A 15,151-nucleotide genomic window follows, 5' to 3' on the forward strand; every position below is an offset into this window, starting at 1 on the left:
TAGGGTGCGTCAGGCGAGTAGGTTTTCAATACAAACTCAGGATTTTTGCCCTGACGCACCTTGGGTTTATTGAGGTGAGAAGGTTTTCAATACAAATTCAGGATTTTTGCCCTGGCGCACCTTGGGGTTTATTGAGGGTTGATTAATTAATACCATTTCTCTAAAATTGTGCAACACTCTTCGACCCCCCCTAGCCCCCCCATGAATCAGGGGGGGAACAAGAATACTGTTATTTCGTTGAAAATTGGTATAAATTATTCATAAAAACATTTGTACAAGCCTCCACGTGAAAGATGCGGATTCATGAGATTGTTGATATAATTTAGGGATGTTCGAGTGCGACGCACCCTACGACTCACATCTCAAAATATACGATTTAAATGCGGTACAGCTTAGGATTTTGCTAAAGTGTAAGGTGCGTCGCTTGATGATTTTGCATATATAGCCTTTCTCAAAAAGATGAGGTATGGCTGACGGCTTATATAATAAACACTAAGAGGGGCTGAAGCCCAACAACGTACCTCATCTTTTTGAACACCGTTATGATTTAGGGATTGTTGATGGCGACGCACGCTACGACTAAAATCTAAGATCGCCAATGGTATGATTTTGCTAGGATGCCGATCGCACTAATATGACTGTACAGTCGCATCCGCGCGCCACAGCTTCCGGGATGTTCCCCTGAATCACCTGTTTCAGCAGCCCTTCGCGACTGGCTCCCAGGACGATCGCATCACATTGATCGTTTTGAGCCAAATCAATTAAAGCATCCGACACCGACTTAGCGCAAACCGCAGTCACTATTACTTCACAACTAACCCGCCCCTGAATAAACTTCGCAGCTTGCTTTAATTCGGCGCGCGAGGGCTCCGCAACAGAAGGCTGGTGCACCTGACACAATTTAATCTCCGATAAGGCACTCGCAGCCACGAAAGCAGGTAGCAGCCGCAATGCCGCAGCTTGCTTGTAACTGCCGCGAATTGGTACTAACCAGCGCTGCAAACCCATCAGTGTGTGCAATCCCAATTCTGGCGCCCGAATGTCGGAATTGGGCGAGGAAAATTCAGTCTCTGGTGTCGCTGATGAATTTGATGTCACAAATTGAGAATTTTCTGCGTCATCAACTCCTGCGGCATTTAACTGCCATTCTGTAGACGCATATTCCCGCCCGCTGCTAGCGGCTGAAAACTCATTTTTCTGGCGTGTTACTAATAGTTTTTCGCTCCATTTAACTAAAACTACTTCGCAGCCTGCTTGCCGAATTACGGTATCGACCACATCGCCAAAAATGCGTCCAGTTGTGGATAATTCGCCTTGCCAGCCCATCAAAATTAGGTCAATGTGACGCTCCCTAATTGTCTCTAAAATCGCGTGAGGCACGTCGTGAGCTACCCGAATTTGAGTGTGTACTGGCAAGTTCCAATTGCGGATAATGCGCTCGGCTTGTTGCAGCAGGCGGCGGCTTTTTGTGGTTCGCACTGCGCTTTCTGAGGGGGAACTGTTGCGCGGTACGATGATGATTTGCAGGCATTCTAATTCATAATTGCGATCGCGCGCAATGGCGGCCGCGAGTCGCAGCAAGGCGGGTGCTGTTTGCGGGTTGGAAAGCGGCACTAATAAGCGGCCGTTTCCGACTTGTGGCGCTCTGGTTTGATACACTACATAGGATGGTTCTGGATGCGGGCCTTGGGTTGTTTCTCCGCTGAGGCGATCGGATTCTACTCGGATTATGTCGCTGCGAGTAATAATTCCAACTAGATGCCGTCCTTCTATGACGGGCAAGCGGCTGATATTGTAGTGATTGAGTCTGTACAGTACCTCGCTTAGGGTATCCTTGGCTTTGACTGCGATCGGCTGTGCAGTCATAAATTCTTTGAGCAGTGTCTTGCCGGACAAATTCTGCTCGCTGGCTTTTGCTAAATCGGTTTGACTGATAATGCCGACCAGTTTACCATTTTCAACTACCGGAAAGCCGCGGTGGTGCGATCGCGAAAAAGCCTGCATCACTTCATCGAAAGTCAGTTGACTCGAAAGAGTTTCAACTCGGCGCTGCATCACGTTAGCTGCGTACAAGTCGCTCAAACCATCAACCGCAGGTTTATCTTTGGTGAGATGAATGCCGCTAAACTCCAAAAGGCGATCGTACAAAGAGCCGCTGTCCACCTTTTCGGCGACTAAATAAGCAACTACAGAACAGATCATCAAAGGTAGCACCAATTTGAAATCCGCCGTAATTTCAAACACAATAACTACCGCCGTAATCGGCGCCCTAGAAACCGCACAAAAAAACGCTCCCATTCCCGCCAAAGCGTAAGTTACCGGCAAACCAACACCCAGCCAATGTGCTTGGATAATTCCCACGATATGGCCGAGTGCCGAACCGAGAACTAAAGAAGGTGCAAACAATCCTCCCGGAGCTCCCGAAGCTGCGGAAAGAATTGTCAAACAAAAGTGAGCGATAAAAGCAATTAAACTGGTGGTTCCGCTAGCTTCTCCGGTTAGCAAAAACTCGCGCAAACCAGTATTATTGCGAAAATTTTCTGGCAAAGCAGCGATGACTATACCACAGATAAACCCCGCACAAGCAATTCGCCAAGGTAAGGCTAATTTCAGCGTTTTTCGATTGAAGTGCAAACCAGCAATAATCCCTTTGCTGAACAAAGCTCCCAGCAATCCCGCTAAAACTCCTAACAGTATATAGAACGGAATTTCCTGAGGAAAAAAACTAATTTTATACTCTCGCAAATTGAGATTTAAACTATCTCCGCCCAAAAGCTGCGAAACAACCGCACCGATGAAAGAAGCAATAATTGCCGTACCTAAAGTCAAGCCAGAAACATCGTGCAGCAGTTCTTCAACTACAAACAAAACCCCTGCAATCGGAGCATTAAAACCAGCAGCCAGTCCCGCCGCTGCACCGCAAGCAATCAATTGGCGGCGGTAGTCTGGGGAAGTCGGCATCAAGTTACCTATCCAGCCGGCCAAAGACGCTCCAATTTGGACGGTTGGGCCTTGTCTTCCCAGGGTTAAACCGGAACCAACTGCTAAAATAGTGGTCAGAAGTTTAACGACAGCTACTCGTAAATTCAAAGAAAGATTGACACCAGCGAGGGCAGCTTTGACGTGAGGAATGCCACTACCAGCAGTTTCTGGAGCGAAACGTTCAACTAAAAAACCTGTTAGAAACCCGCCTAATAAACCGACAGCCGGAAGCAAAATTAAAGCTGGAATTAGCGTTGAGGTAGCAACTCGCCAACTGCCGAGCCATCCGACTCCTAATTTGAGCAAGACGCCAGCCAATCCTGAAATTAAACCGATCAGGCAAGCTTCAAAAATAGCGAGGCGTTTGGGGCGTAAAAAAAGCTGAGATTCGATGACGCTGGAAGGTTCCCTAAGTTGTTTAGGGATAGTAATGTACGGCATAAATAGGGTAGATGACCTAAGAATTGTATGCTCGATTAGACTTTAGCAAACATTCGGTATGTTTGGGGAAATACAGCAAATATTAATGGCTAATTTACTATTTTTTCGATGCCATAATTTTGATTTCTATACTATAGCAGTTCTCGTAAATAATCATTTTACAAGACGACGGTCTAATACATCGATGTCAGGAGGTTGAACAGTTATGGTCAAAGTAGGAAGAGCAGGGTTTATATATCTTTGTTCTTGCCTAAGCATTGTTCCAAAATGAAGCAAATTTAATTAGAGTGGCAACACATTAAAGAAGATGAATTAGCTGCGACATTAATTGAGATTACAAAGTGTTGAAAAATTTATGATTTTTCTTGAATTCTTTTAATTAGGTTTAGTGCCTTTTCATAATCATCTTTTCTTGCTTGTTTCTGAAATAAGTCGGCGGCTTTTTGTAAATCTTGTATCGCACCCTGCTTATCTCCTAATATCGCTCGCGCAATACCAAGGTTGGCGTAGGCTTCAGCATAGTCTGGGTTGATTTTTATAGCCTGGTCGTAATCGGCGATCGCACCCTGCTTGTCTGCTAAGCTCGATCGGGTGACACCTCGGTTATAGTAGGCATGAGCATTGTTGGGGTCAATTTTTAGGGCTTGGTCGTAATCGGCGATCGCACCCTGCTTGTCTCCCAATTGATCGCGGACTAAACCTCGGTTGTAGTAGGCTAACGCATAATTAGGGTCAATTTTCAGGGCTTGGTCAAAATCTGCCTTCGCACCCTGCTTGTCTCCTAATTTTGCTCGGGCGATACCCCTGCCCATATAGGCATTGGCATAATTAGGATTAAGCTTAATTGCTCGATCGCAAGCCTCTACAGCGCCCTGATAATCTCCTTGGTGGTACTTCTGTCCAGCCAAATTATAAAATTCCTCCGCCGTCATCCCAGGCGCCCCAGCCTCACTCACAAGCTGCACGGACAAATCCACTCGATCGTAATGCTCAATCTGTGCGGCCGCGATCGATTTAGCTTCTCTGGCGTCAACTGCGGGGTGGTGGGCGATGAAAATAGTTGCAGTTAAACCAATTAATGTTGCTGGTATTCGGTGATGTAAGTTCATAATTTTAGTTAAAAATTTATTTTTTCCGAACTGTCAAATCTGAGAAATCCTGTGTTATACCAAACAGTAAATATTTTTGATATGGCAATCATAAATCAATACGCTTGGGTTAAGACCGTCCGGTCAATAAAACGATATGAAAAATAGACTCTGCGTTGGCGCGTGCCTGCCCGTTGGCGAAGCCGCCCTGAAAGGGCTAGGGCTTATGCTTCGTTCCTCTCTTCGGACAATTGCTAACCCAAGCGTATTGAATCATAAATGATTTAGATAAATCTGTAGGGGTAGTACCTTTCTTTGCCTACCCTCCTACTTATACTCTTTTTTGCAAAAAGTTGTTTTTGGTAGTGCGAGTTCAAGAGGGCGCACTACCCAAGTTAGCGTGTTCGATGCTCTCTAGATTATTGAGGACTTGACGGTGTGCCTTGAATTTTTTTAATTAACTCTAGCACCTTTTGAGAACTCTCATTGTCTCCTTGTTTCTGAAATAAGTCGGCGGCTTTCTGAAGATCTGCGATCGCTTCTTGCCTGTCTCCTAATTGTGCGCGTACACCACCCCGGCCTATGTAGGCTGGTGCATTATTGGGGTCAATTTTTATGGCTTGGTTGTAATCGGCGAGGGCAGCTTGATTGTCTGCTAAGATATACAGGATAAAACCCCGCTTGATGTAGGCTTCAGCATATTGGGGGTCAATTTTTATGGCTTGGTTGTAATCGGCGATCGCAGCCTGATTGTTTTTTAACCTTAAGTGGGTAACACCCCGGTTCAAGTAGGCTGAGGCATTTTTGGGGTCAATTTTTATGGCTTGGTCGTAATCGGCGATCGCACTCTGGCTGTTTCCTAAATCATCCCGGGCATTACCCCGACCGATATAGGCATTGGCAAAATTAGGATTAAGCGCAATTGCTCGATCGTAAGCCTCTATAGCACCCGGATAATCTTTTTCGCGGTACTTCTTGACACCCAGATTATAAAATTCCTCTGCTGTTTGCTCGTTCCCCAGAGGCTTGCTGGCCACACGCACAGACAAATCCATTCGAGCATAACTATCACTGATTGATTTGGCAGAGTTTGTTGCAACTGCGGGCGGCTGGGCGATGATAATAGTTGCAGTTAAACCAATTAATGCTGCTGGTAGTCGTCGATTAAAATTCATGATTTTAGTTGATGGTTGAGTGTGGTTTTATAACTGTCAAAGCTGAAAGTTTCTGCGATTCTAGCGACTTTCAGATATTAGATTAAGGAAAATTTTATGTTGTCCCTTGAATTCTTTTAATTATCTTTAGTACCTCTTGGTACATCTCTTTGTTTCCTTGTTGCTGAAATAAGTCTGCGGCTTTCTGAAGGTCTGCCACCTCTCCCTGTTTGTCTCCTAAGCTCGATCGCGTAATAGCACGGTTGAGATAGGCAAAGGCATAGTTGGGGTTAATTTTCAGGGATTTTTCGTAATCGGCGATTGCTCCCTGTTGGTCTCCTAATTCATCGCGAACATTACCCCGACTGGTATATACCGCAGCATCGTTGGGGTTAATGTTCAGAACTTGGTTGTAATCGGCGAGGGCACCCTGCTTGTCTCCCAATTGATAGCGAGTTTTCCCGCGGTTGTAGTAGGCTTTGGCATCGTTGGGATTAATTTTCAGAACTTCGTTGTAATCTTGTATCGCACCTTGCTTGTCTCCTAATCTATTGCGGGCATTGCCTCGATTGCCGTAGGCTTCGGCATACTTAGGATTAATTTTCAGGGCTGCGTCGAAATCGGCGATCGCACCTTGGTTGTCTCCTGAGCCTGAGCGGGCAATCCCTCGGTTGTAGTAGGCATTAGCATAGTTGGGGTCAATTTTCAGGGCTGCGTTGTAATCTGCGATCGCACCCTTATTGTCTCCTGAGGCTGAACGGGCATTACCGCGATCGTTATAGGCAGAAGTATAATTAGGATTAAGCGCAATTGCTCGACTGTAAGCTTCTATCGCACCCTGATAATCTCCTTTGTCGTACTTCTGTCCACCCTGATTGTAAAAATCCTCCGCTGTTTCCCCTGCCGCCGATAGCTCACTCGCAACTTGGACAGACAAATCCACTCGATCGTAAGTATCAATCTGCCCAGTAATTGATTTAACAGTGATTGATTTAGCTTCTCTGGCGTAAACTGCCGGGGATTGGGAGATCAAAATAGTTGCAGTCACACCAATTAATGTCGCTGGTAGTCGGCAGAGTAAATTCATAGTTTAAGTTGAAAATTGAGTAGTGGGCGAGACAGTTTGATCCTCAAAAGTTTTATCTTGGCATGGATCGATGCGGTCAATAGTTTAGTTGTTTATGGTACAATACGGTTGACTTAAGAACAATCTGACTTTCAAGAAATGCCTGTATTGCCTAGAAAATCTTGAGATGACATTCGTCAAAAAGCGTTAAGTCCACCGTATTGGTTTATGGTGATTCTTGAAGTCTATTAATTATATTTATTGCCTTTTCGTAAAGAACTTTATTGCCTTGTTTCTGAAATAATTCTGTGGATTTCTGAAGATCTGCGATCGCACCCTGCTTGTCTTTTAACCTCGATCGAGTAATCCCCCGATTGTAGTAGGCTAAAGCATAGTTGGGGTTAATTTTCAGGGCTTGTTCGTAATCGGCGATCGCACCTTGACTGTCTCCTGAGTCATCCCGGACATTGCCCCGATTGACATAGGCGGTGGCATTGTTGGGGTTATTTTTGATGGCTTGGTCGTAATCTGCGATCGCACCCTGTCTGTCTCCTGACTCATCGCGGAGATTGCCTCGATTGATATAGGCATTAGCATCATTGGGCTTAATTTTTATTGCCTGGTCAAAATCTGCCTTCGCACCCTGCTTGTCTCCTGAGTTCGATCGGACAACACCGCGATCGTTATAGGCCTCGGCATAATTGGGGTTGAGTTTAATCGCTTGAGTGTAAGACTCTATAGCACCCGGATAATCTCCTTGTTTGTACTTCTCTACAGCCTGATTGTAAAATTCTTCCGCTGTTTGGTTTTGTGTCAAAACCTCACTCGCTACCTGCGCGCCTAAATCCACCTTCGTTGAAGCCAACAATCTGAAATTTTGGTCGATTGGAATTCTCAATGAAAAGCTTTTATTTTCGGCATAACTCGGTTGACAATTTACTAAACCTGTGGTTGTTGAAACAACTAATCCTGTCAACAGTCCAGTCAAGATTTTAAACTTCATCCTAATCTCCACCTTTTGGTAATTTCAAGCAACTATTTTGACATCTGCGGTTATTTAGGCGATCGCCTCCACCAGCGTTGTCAAATCCGGCACTTCTAAATCCGGCTGGGCGCTGGCCGGCAGTGTCGCACCAAATCCTGTTCGATCGTATCTCCGATTTACCCAAACTGTCGATATTCCCATATATGAGGCTGGTACAATGTCGTGATACAGGCTTTGAGCGACGTGCAGGAGTTTTGACGGTGGTATGCCCATTTTCTCGATCGCCATTTCAAAGTTGCGAGTTGACGGTTTGTACGATCGTACTTGTTCCGCCGTAATTACCCAATCGAATTCAACTTTTAAATGTTTGGCAGTACCAACAAACAAATCGTCATCAATGTTGGAAATTACCGCCAATTTATATTTTTGCTTGAGCGCTCTCAAAGCTGCAACTGTATCCGGGAAAGGCTGCCAATTTTTTATCGATTCAACCAAACAATTAATTTCTGTTGCCGACTCTGTTTCTGTCGGTTCAAAACTAAATTTTTTACCAATTTTTCTGACTATTTCTTGCAGGATTTCCCGATATTTGATATACTCACCCTTGTCTTTTTCCAGTTCCGATTCAAACTCAGCAAACATTTCTAAAGTTCCCTCATCGCTAAAATCGATTTCGCGGTTGGACAGCAACTGTTTCAAGACTGGTAATATCCCACTTTCCCAATCTATGAGGGTGCCGTAGCAGTCAAAACTCACAACTTCAAATTGATTAAAATCTAACATCTGTCATTCCTCCTATTTTATCGAGATTGAGCCAGTCCAACCTATAGAAACCGATTTTTTACAGGAATTAAAGGCGATCGACCAGTTTCTTAGGAAAAAACCCGGTTTCTGAGCAGCAATCCGTAAGTCCTGTTGATTCTATTTTACGGTTGATATTCAGCAAAAATTTCAATTTTGCCGACAATATTGCGATTGAAGTCTGCCAACTCTTCTGCTGGAATCCAATACTCTTGGTGAATCGAACTGCCGACTGTTTGGACGGGATATTTATTCAAGAATTCAGCCAAAACTCTAAACCTGGTTACATAACCAAAATATCCCGATGCTGCATCTTTGGTATTCCAATCTCGTGCAATTTGTATGGCATATGCTTTGTGAAGTACGGGATAAAAAATAGGCTGGAAAGACAGTCGCGGCGGAAATACCAGAAAATCGCTTTCTTTAATTAATTCCATTTCTTTTTTTCCGACTGCTCTAAACAGAGTTACCGTCTCTTTATCTGATATGTTTATATTTTTAAACCAATCTTTCCAAGCCTCCCAATTGTGAATTATTTTAGCCACTTCCTTGTAACCAGCAGCCCGAGGATGGGAACCGTCATTGTTGGTAAGTTCTTCGATCCAAATCTCTGATTTTTCCAGCGGGGTACAAATATCTAAATAAGGCACATTTAACTCGCTACAAACTTGGGAAAACTGCTCGGATAAACTGGCTATTCTGATTGTGCGCTCGACATCAATAACTGGCGGCGGCCCTATCATTAAGACTGGCACTCTTTCTTTCGCAGAGTTGAGAATATAGCGGAGATTTTCAATTGACTTTTCAAGTAAGACGCGAGTTTTTCCGTTTTCAAAATAAGTGTCGTTGACGCCAAAGGAAAATACTATTCTGCCGTCGCAGTAGTGAGGTAAGCGACAAGAAATTTCGCTGAACCACCGAGTTTCTATATCCGTACTGGTTTCTCCCCGCACTCCTAAATTATAGTAGGTGATATCCTGTCTTTGCCCGCTGGCTGCCGCACAAACACGTCCTGTCCAACCAAGATATTTGGGGTCGCCTGTACCATTGACAAAAGAGTCGCCGATAAAACAAATACGCATATTATGTCTGGGAATGGGGAATGGGGAATTGGGAATTGGGAATGGGGAATGGGGAATTGGGAATTGGGAATTGGGAATGGATAATTGGGAATTGGGCGGAGCGAAGGGATTGGCCAAACAGGGAATTGAGAATTGGGAATTGGTTATTTTTTATTAGAAAAACTCCTCACAAGTAACCACTAACCACTAACCACTAACCACTAACTATTAACTACTAAGCTGTTGGGCATCTTAATTGTATTTTTTGGGCGGTTTCTGGGAGCCACCACACGGGTGCATCTCACTCACTTTTGGGGAGGGCGAAGCATGACCGCATATAAATTATTAGTTATAATCCCATATTGACTGCGGTCATGCTTCGCCCCTACAAACATATTTGTTAAAACCAGATGCACCCCACCCACAAGCATTTTATCAAACTTGACTGCACAATTTAAATGCACTTGGGCTTAACCACTAACCACTAACTATTAACTATGAACGATTACCCATTATCGATTACCAATGCCGTATGCCCTGTTTGCCCAATTCCCATGAATTTAGTTTTTGCCGGTGACGGACAATCCCTCTACAATTACAGATGGTGTGTGGCAAGAACCGTTCCACTCGGAGTCTCCTCCTAATTCTACCAATTGTTTGAGGACGCTGTAGACGTTGCCGGCTACCATGGTGTCTTTGATTCTGCCGATTATTTGACCTTTTTTGACTCTGTAGCCGAGATCGACGTTAATTGAAAAATCGCCGGAAATTCCGGCACTGCCGCCAAGCATTTGATCGATGACAATGCCGTCGTCTAATTGAGTGATTAAGTCAATTAACGATCGCTCTCCTGGTTTAATCAAAACATTAAACAAACTCGGCGTTGGATAGCTGCCCAAACCGGGGCGAAATCCGTTGCCGGTGGTGCCGCTTCCCAAGGCTCGACCGGTGGTGCGATCGGTATAAAATAGCTGCAATACTCCGCTGTTGATAAAGACGATCGCCCGAGTGGGAGTACCTTCGTCATCAAAAGGACAGCTATAGGGCCCGATATCCGGCTGCTGCGAGAGAGTGACAAGGGGCGATGTTACTTGTTGGCCCAATCGATCGTTCCAAGGAGAAGCGCCTTCGAGTACCTGTTTACCATTCAACGCCGCACAGACAGTCCCCCACAGCAAATCGGCTGCTTTGGCTGTAAACAGTACCGGCACGCGGCCCGTGGCGGGGGCTACATTTTCTTTCGCCCATTCCAAACGCTGCAAAACGCGCTTGGCGCTGGTGGTTAAGTCGAGGGTGCCGCGTTCGGTTTCGCCATCCCAAATGTTGAGGAAATCTTCGCCGCGGACTAATTCTGCTGACAAATAACCGCTGAGGGTGGTGTCGGTGTGGCTAGAATCCAAGCCTCTGGTATTCAGCAAGCGGGTGCTTTCGATTTCGCAGTCGAGTTCGGCGGTGCAGAGGCTTTCGGGATAGGCTTCGCGGACGATCGCGATCGCTTCTTTTCCCCAGTTTACTAGCTGTTCGGCTGGGATTGACACTCCGCGATCGGGATACACAACTTTGTCACCGGTGCCGAGTTCGATGGTTTCCGGCTCGTTGAGTTGCGAAAGTGCGATCGCGCGATCAACCAAAATCTGCGGTTCCACGGGCCCGTAGGCCACCGCCAAACCCGGCCGCCCGTCCCGCCACAGCCGCAGCGCAATGCCTTCTGCTTGGGCAGTTTCTAGCTGTTTGAGGCGGTTTGCTTCAAAAAAGACCGGCCGCGAGAGCGATTGCGATTCCAATACCTCAGCAGCTTCGGCACCTGCTTTGGTGGCTAATTCTAGCAGTTGTTCTGCTGATTGGTGATTGGTCATTGTTGTAGTTGACAGTTGACAGTTGACAGTTGACAGTTGGCAGTTGACAGTTGACAGTTGGCAGTTGGCAGTTGGTAGTTGACTGTTGTCATTTGTCGGTTGTCATTTGTCATTGGAAGCAATTACCGATTGCCAATTACCAATTACCGATTGCCAATTACCAATTACCAATTACCGATTACCAATTACCAAATTTTTGCGACCGATGCCAGATCGGTTATTGCCAAGGGATCGACTAATTAGTTAGTTAATTAGTTAGTTCGTGCAGCAGCCAAAATCCTGCAAAAGATTCCGATTGTGGATTCGACTGAATTGCTAAAAAATGTACTTGTTTTGCTTGCTTTTTCGCCGCTTCAAATCCTTTCGCTTCTTTCTCAGTTGCTGAGTCTCTGAGATTAGCTATAATCCAGCGATCGTTAGCTCCCGTATCTAATACCAGCCTAGGGATAGGGGCGCTATCATATCTGAGAAAAGCTAATTCCAAACCCGACATCCAACCTGCTAAAGCCGTTGCTCTCGATGAGTAGATGATTAATCCTGGAATTTGTGTTTCCGGGGCGAGGCGTGTCATCGGGAGTCCGAAAGCTTCGCCAAATCCAATATCCCACTCGGACATTTCGTCAAAAGCTGCGATCGGTAAACTCACAAACGACCATTTTTCGCCGATTAAGGCATCCGGCAGCGCTATGGGCGTTTCGGGTACAAATTGAACGGTGGGGTTCACAACCGGCTGATAACCCGGTTCGGCGGGATAAACGTCTTGCATCCGTTCTTCCAGCCACAGGCTGAGGGCGAGGGTGCGGCGGCTGGAGGCTGAGGGAATATCCAATTCCTCGCAGGCTTTGGTAATCATGTTCGCCATTTGGCGGCGAAAAAAGCGGATTTTTTCGGGTGGTTTCGGTGCAGAGGCGATCGCATCTTTAATTGCACCAGCCAGCCACAGGGAATTCACGGTTGTACTGGGGCAGAATTGCGAATAGCGAAACAGAGATTCTGCCTTGTCGCCTACATTCAGCGGGCTTTCGCAAATCAACACTTCCCATTTTTTTTTCTCTCGCTCGTCTAGGATTGGACGGCTGTAAAAGTCGAGTTCCCAAATAGTAGCCATGCCGCGCTGTTAAAAATTAATCCTTTCTCATGTTACCTGACATCGGGCAGGTTTCTGATGAGTGAGAATTTAAGACTGATTTTCAATTGCGGGCGATCGCGATTACCAAAGAAATGGGTTTAAAGCCCCGTCTTTCAAGACGGCTTTTCTTGATTCTGGATATAGCGTTTGAGGACTTCCAGTGGCGCTCCTCCGACAGAAGCAGCAAAATAGCTAGGACTCCATAAAGCTTCTTTCCCGCAAGGCTTTGGAAACCCCTCTTGTCCATATTTCCTGCTAGAAACGCCCTTGAGTGCATTCACCATAGCAGAAATCGATAGCTTGGGAGGATACTCGATCAAAGCGTGGATGTGGTCGCTTTCTCCATTAAACTCTCGAATCTGAAAATTCATCTTCTTAGCCACATCCCTAAACGACGCTTCAATCACCGCAAGGCTGTTGGCAGTAAATACCGACCTACGATATTTGGTCACACAGACCAAGTGAATTTTCAGATCCGTAATGCTGTGCCTTTCTTTGCGAAGAAGAGTTTTCATCTTGAGCGCACCGATGTATAATTGAGCAACAGACCAACTATAGCACCTCAACGTGAAAGCCAGATATCGCTACCGATTCTACCCAACAAACCAGCAACGACAAAGCTTAAGTCGGTTGTTCGGCTGCGTCCGGGTAGTTTGGAACGATGCGTTGGCTTTGTGCAAGGCTTCCTCCAAATTGTCAAGCAACGGAGATTTGCAGAAATTGCTTATCACTGAAGCGAAAAAGACTGAAGAAAGGTGCTGGCTGTCAGAAGTTTCAGCAATACCATTGCAGCAGTCCATCGCCGATTTAGGTGTTGCTTATAAAAACTTTTTTAGCTCTCTCAATGGCAAGCCCAAAGGCAAAAAGTTAGGCAGTCCCAGGTTTAAGAAAAAGACCAATCAGCAATCGGCAAGACTAACTCGCGGCGGTTTTTCAATTAACAATGAAACGGTTTACTTGGCAAAAATTGGGAGTGTAAATCCAATTTGGTCAAGAGAACTGCCGTCTGAACCTAGTTCTGTAACAGTAATTAAAGACTGTGCCAACCGTTATTTTCTCAGTTTCGTGGTCGAGATCGAACCAGTCAATATCAATCCTAAAAACCAAAGCATTGGGATTGACCTGGGGATAAAAACCTTCGCGTTCATGAGTGATGGCACAAAAGCTGAAAGCCCAATCTACACAAAGATTGACCGCAAAGTGAGGAAGTTGCAGCGCAAGTTGAGCCGACAAGAAAAAGGCTCCAGAGGCTGGGAAAAGACTCGGATTAAAATAGCCAAAACGCACAACAAAATTGCGGACACGCGCCAAGACTTCCTGCACAAGCTATCGACTAAAGTGGTCAGCGAAAACCAAGCCATCATCTTAGAAGACTTGAATGTGTCGGCAATGATGAAAAACCGCAAACTTTCTAGGGCAATCAGCCTTCAGGGTTGGCGACAATTCAGAGTATTTTGCGAGGCTAAGTCGGTCAAATACGGCAGAGAGTTTGTAGTAATTAGTCGTTGGGAACCGACCAGCCAAGTTTGTTCCGAATGTGGATACAAATGGGGCAAGCTAGACTTAAAAGTGCGGTCAGTGCAGTGCGTAAATTGCGGGGCTACACACGACCGCGACGAGAATGCCGCCAAGAATATAAATAAAGTCGGGATGGGGAATCGCCACGACTCTAAATGCACGTCGAGACGGAGTAAAACTATTTCGGTAGTATCTGTCGGTGAAGCGTGAAGAATCCCCGTCCGCGACGGTCGGGGAGTATTTCAACTAACTAATTATGCCTCTCGCTACTTGGCGGGCGATCGCACTTTCCCCAAAAATACCGCTCTCCCTCGCCGCTTCCCGTCTAAATTTCCGCAGCACCACCCAACCGGACACATTAGCAATTGCGATCGTAACAGTTCCCCAGCAATCTCAACCCGCGATATTTGTTAAACTTGTCGAAGCCAAGGAAAACTCAAACTATAGCTTGATCCCATGAGACAAATCATTCTCGACAAGATTGTTTCAACCCTACAACCTTTAGATTTTGTTCTCGCTTTGTGGCAGGGAGGTTCAGCAGCCCACGGCTACACAGACGAATGGTCAGACCTCGATATTGCAGTTGTGGTTGCAGATAACTGCGTCGAACAAGCGTTTGAGATTGTCGAAAAAACTATCGCCGAAATTGGTGAAATCGAACTCAAATATCGAGTTCAAGAACCTGCTTGGCACGGTCAATCCCAGTGCTTTTGGCGACTCAAAGAAACCCCACCGTTCTTGCTAATTGATTTTGCCGTTTTCCGGCGCAGCAGCCGCAACGAATTTCTGGAAATCGAGAGACAGGGACAGGGTGCATCTGGGTTTGGCGAATACATCCGTAGGGGCGAAGCATGACCGCAGAAAATATGGGATGATAACTAATAATTTATATGCGGTCATGCTTCGCCACAAAGCCAATTTAATTGTACCGCCTCATTTGGATACAAACAAGCATCTTTCCCAAATGCAAGCCAGATTCAACGAAATCAAAATTCGTTTTGATTTGCTGCAACCTCTGGTCAAAAAAGAGATATATCGCGGTCATTTAGGAATAGAAATTAAATAACTTA

General features: G+C 45.6%; 15 protein-coding genes. 5 read left to right on the top strand and 10 right to left on the bottom strand.

What is annotated here, in order from left to right; all coding sequences use genetic code 11:
- Window positions 1–612: 612 nt before the first annotated feature.
- The 7 genes from JGK14_RS25745 to JGK14_RS25775 all read right to left on the bottom strand — a co-directional run bounded on the left by JGK14_RS25745 (window position 613) and on the right by JGK14_RS25775 (window position 9,599).
- A complete protein-coding gene (locus JGK14_RS25745; RefSeq protein ID WP_293185143.1) occupies window positions 613–3,423 on the bottom strand; it encodes a chloride channel protein in 2,811 nt (936 codons plus the stop codon).
- Window positions 3,424–3,776: 353 nt separating this feature from the next.
- A complete protein-coding gene (locus JGK14_RS25750; protein WP_293185144.1) occupies window positions 3,777–4,532 on the bottom strand; it encodes a tetratricopeptide repeat protein in 756 nt (251 codons plus the stop codon).
- Between the two features lie 398 nt (window positions 4,533–4,930).
- Window positions 4,931–5,686 carry a tetratricopeptide repeat protein gene (locus JGK14_RS25755; protein ID WP_293185145.1) on the bottom strand — a complete coding sequence of 252 codons (756 nt, stop codon included), beginning with the start codon at window positions 5,684–5,686 and terminating at the stop codon, window positions 4,931–4,933.
- Between the two features lie 94 nt (window positions 5,687–5,780).
- Window positions 5,781–6,752 carry a tetratricopeptide repeat protein gene (locus tag JGK14_RS25760; protein WP_293198333.1) on the bottom strand — a complete coding sequence of 324 codons (972 nt, stop codon included), beginning with the start codon at window positions 6,750–6,752 and terminating at the stop codon, window positions 5,781–5,783.
- Window positions 6,753–6,957: 205 nt separating this feature from the next.
- Window positions 6,958–7,734 carry a tetratricopeptide repeat protein gene (locus JGK14_RS25765; protein ID WP_293185149.1) on the bottom strand — a complete coding sequence of 259 codons (777 nt, stop codon included), beginning with the start codon at window positions 7,732–7,734 and terminating at the stop codon, window positions 6,958–6,960.
- Between the two features lie 54 nt (window positions 7,735–7,788).
- Window positions 7,789–8,499: a haloacid dehalogenase type II gene (locus JGK14_RS25770; protein WP_293198334.1), complete on the bottom strand. Its 711-nt coding sequence runs from the start codon at window positions 8,497–8,499 to the stop codon at window positions 7,789–7,791.
- Window positions 8,500–8,642: 143 nt separating this feature from the next.
- Entirely contained in the window at window positions 8,643–9,599 is a 957-nt protein-coding gene (locus JGK14_RS25775; protein ID WP_293198337.1) for a GDSL-type esterase/lipase family protein, read from the bottom strand.
- 13 nt (window positions 9,600–9,612) lie between these two features.
- Here JGK14_RS25775 and JGK14_RS25780 point away from each other — a divergent pair, with 13 nt between their 5' ends.
- Window positions 9,613–9,756: a hypothetical protein gene (locus tag JGK14_RS25780; RefSeq protein WP_293193387.1), complete on the top strand. Its 144-nt coding sequence runs from the start codon at window positions 9,613–9,615 to the stop codon at window positions 9,754–9,756.
- Between the two features lie 382 nt (window positions 9,757–10,138).
- On the opposite strand, the gene JGK14_RS25785 is transcribed toward JGK14_RS25780, so the two are convergent.
- From JGK14_RS25785 to tnpA, 3 genes are all read right to left on the bottom strand, one after another.
- A complete protein-coding gene (locus JGK14_RS25785; RefSeq protein ID WP_293185156.1) occupies window positions 10,139–11,434 on the bottom strand; it encodes a TldD/PmbA family protein in 1,296 nt (431 codons plus the stop codon).
- 247 nt (window positions 11,435–11,681) lie between these two features.
- Entirely contained in the window at window positions 11,682–12,542 is an 861-nt protein-coding gene (locus JGK14_RS25790) for a Tab2/Atab2 family RNA-binding protein (RefSeq protein ID WP_293185160.1), read from the bottom strand.
- A 134-nt stretch (window positions 12,543–12,676) separates the two neighbouring features.
- Entirely contained in the window at window positions 12,677–13,078 is a 402-nt protein-coding gene (tnpA, locus tag JGK14_RS25795; protein ID WP_293185162.1) for an IS200/IS605 family transposase, read from the bottom strand.
- 52 nt (window positions 13,079–13,130) lie between these two features.
- On the opposite strand from tnpA, the gene JGK14_RS25800 reads away from it, so the two are divergent.
- From JGK14_RS25800 to JGK14_RS25815, 4 genes are read left to right on the top strand one after another with little or no spacing between them, the layout of a single operon-like run.
- Window positions 13,131–14,291 (top strand): RNA-guided endonuclease InsQ/TnpB family protein, encoded by a 1,161-nt coding sequence (locus tag JGK14_RS25800; protein ID WP_293185163.1) that lies wholly within the window; start codon window positions 13,131–13,133, stop codon window positions 14,289–14,291.
- Between the two features lie 46 nt (window positions 14,292–14,337).
- Window positions 14,338–14,541: a hypothetical protein gene (locus JGK14_RS25805; RefSeq protein WP_293271370.1), complete on the top strand. Its 204-nt coding sequence runs from the start codon at window positions 14,338–14,340 to the stop codon at window positions 14,539–14,541.
- Window positions 14,538–14,936, top strand: coding sequence for a nucleotidyltransferase domain-containing protein (locus tag JGK14_RS25810; RefSeq protein WP_293226081.1), 399 nt, complete (start codon window positions 14,538–14,540; stop codon window positions 14,934–14,936). The genes JGK14_RS25805 and JGK14_RS25810 overlap by 4 nt, the downstream gene beginning before the upstream one ends.
- Window positions 14,937–14,979: 43 nt before the next feature.
- Window positions 14,980–15,147, top strand: a complete 168-nt coding sequence (locus JGK14_RS25815) for a hypothetical protein (RefSeq protein WP_325315644.1) — start codon at window positions 14,980–14,982, stop codon at window positions 15,145–15,147.
- Window positions 15,148–15,151: the final 4 nt, after the last annotated feature.

The sequence above is a fragment of the Microcoleus sp. PH2017_28_MFU_U_A genome, assembly GCF_020738035.1.
Lineage (GTDB): Bacteria > Cyanobacteriota > Cyanobacteriia > Cyanobacteriales > Microcoleaceae > Microcoleus.

Bases quoted from the DNA above. Each gene is read 5' to 3' on its own strand.
- JGK14_RS25745 (WP_293185143.1), bottom strand. From the start codon at position 3,423: ATGCCGTACATTACTATCCCTAAACAACTTAGGGAACCTTCCAGCGTC.
- JGK14_RS25750 (WP_293185144.1), bottom strand. From the start codon at position 4,532: ATGAACTTACATCACCGAATACCAGCAACATTAATTGGTTTAACTGCA.
- JGK14_RS25755 (WP_293185145.1), bottom strand. From the start codon at position 5,686: ATGAATTTTAATCGACGACTACCAGCAGCATTAATTGGTTTAACTGCA.
- JGK14_RS25760 (WP_293198333.1), bottom strand. From the start codon at position 6,752: ATGAATTTACTCTGCCGACTACCAGCGACATTAATTGGTGTGACTGCA.
- JGK14_RS25765 (WP_293185149.1), bottom strand. From the start codon at position 7,734: ATGAAGTTTAAAATCTTGACTGGACTGTTGACAGGATTAGTTGTTTCA.
- JGK14_RS25770 (WP_293198334.1), bottom strand. From the start codon at position 8,499: ATGTTAGATTTTAATCAATTTGAAGTTGTGAGTTTTGACTGCTACGGC.
- JGK14_RS25775 (WP_293198337.1), bottom strand. From the start codon at position 9,599: ATGCGTATTTGTTTTATCGGCGACTCTTTTGTCAATGGTACAGGCGAC.
- JGK14_RS25780 (WP_293193387.1), top strand. From the start codon at position 9,613: ATGGGGAATGGGGAATTGGGAATTGGGAATGGGGAATGGGGAATTGGG.
- JGK14_RS25785 (WP_293185156.1), bottom strand. From the start codon at position 11,434: ATGACCAATCACCAATCAGCAGAACAACTGCTAGAATTAGCCACCAAA.
- JGK14_RS25790 (WP_293185160.1), bottom strand. From the start codon at position 12,542: ATGGCTACTATTTGGGAACTCGACTTTTACAGCCGTCCAATCCTAGAC.
- tnpA (WP_293185162.1), bottom strand. From the start codon at position 13,078: ATGAAAACTCTTCTTCGCAAAGAAAGGCACAGCATTACGGATCTGAAA.
- JGK14_RS25805 (WP_293271370.1), top strand. From the start codon at position 14,338: ATGCCTCTCGCTACTTGGCGGGCGATCGCACTTTCCCCAAAAATACCG.
- JGK14_RS25810 (WP_293226081.1), top strand. From the start codon at position 14,538: ATGAGACAAATCATTCTCGACAAGATTGTTTCAACCCTACAACCTTTA.
- JGK14_RS25815 (WP_325315644.1), top strand. From the start codon at position 14,980: ATGCTTCGCCACAAAGCCAATTTAATTGTACCGCCTCATTTGGATACA.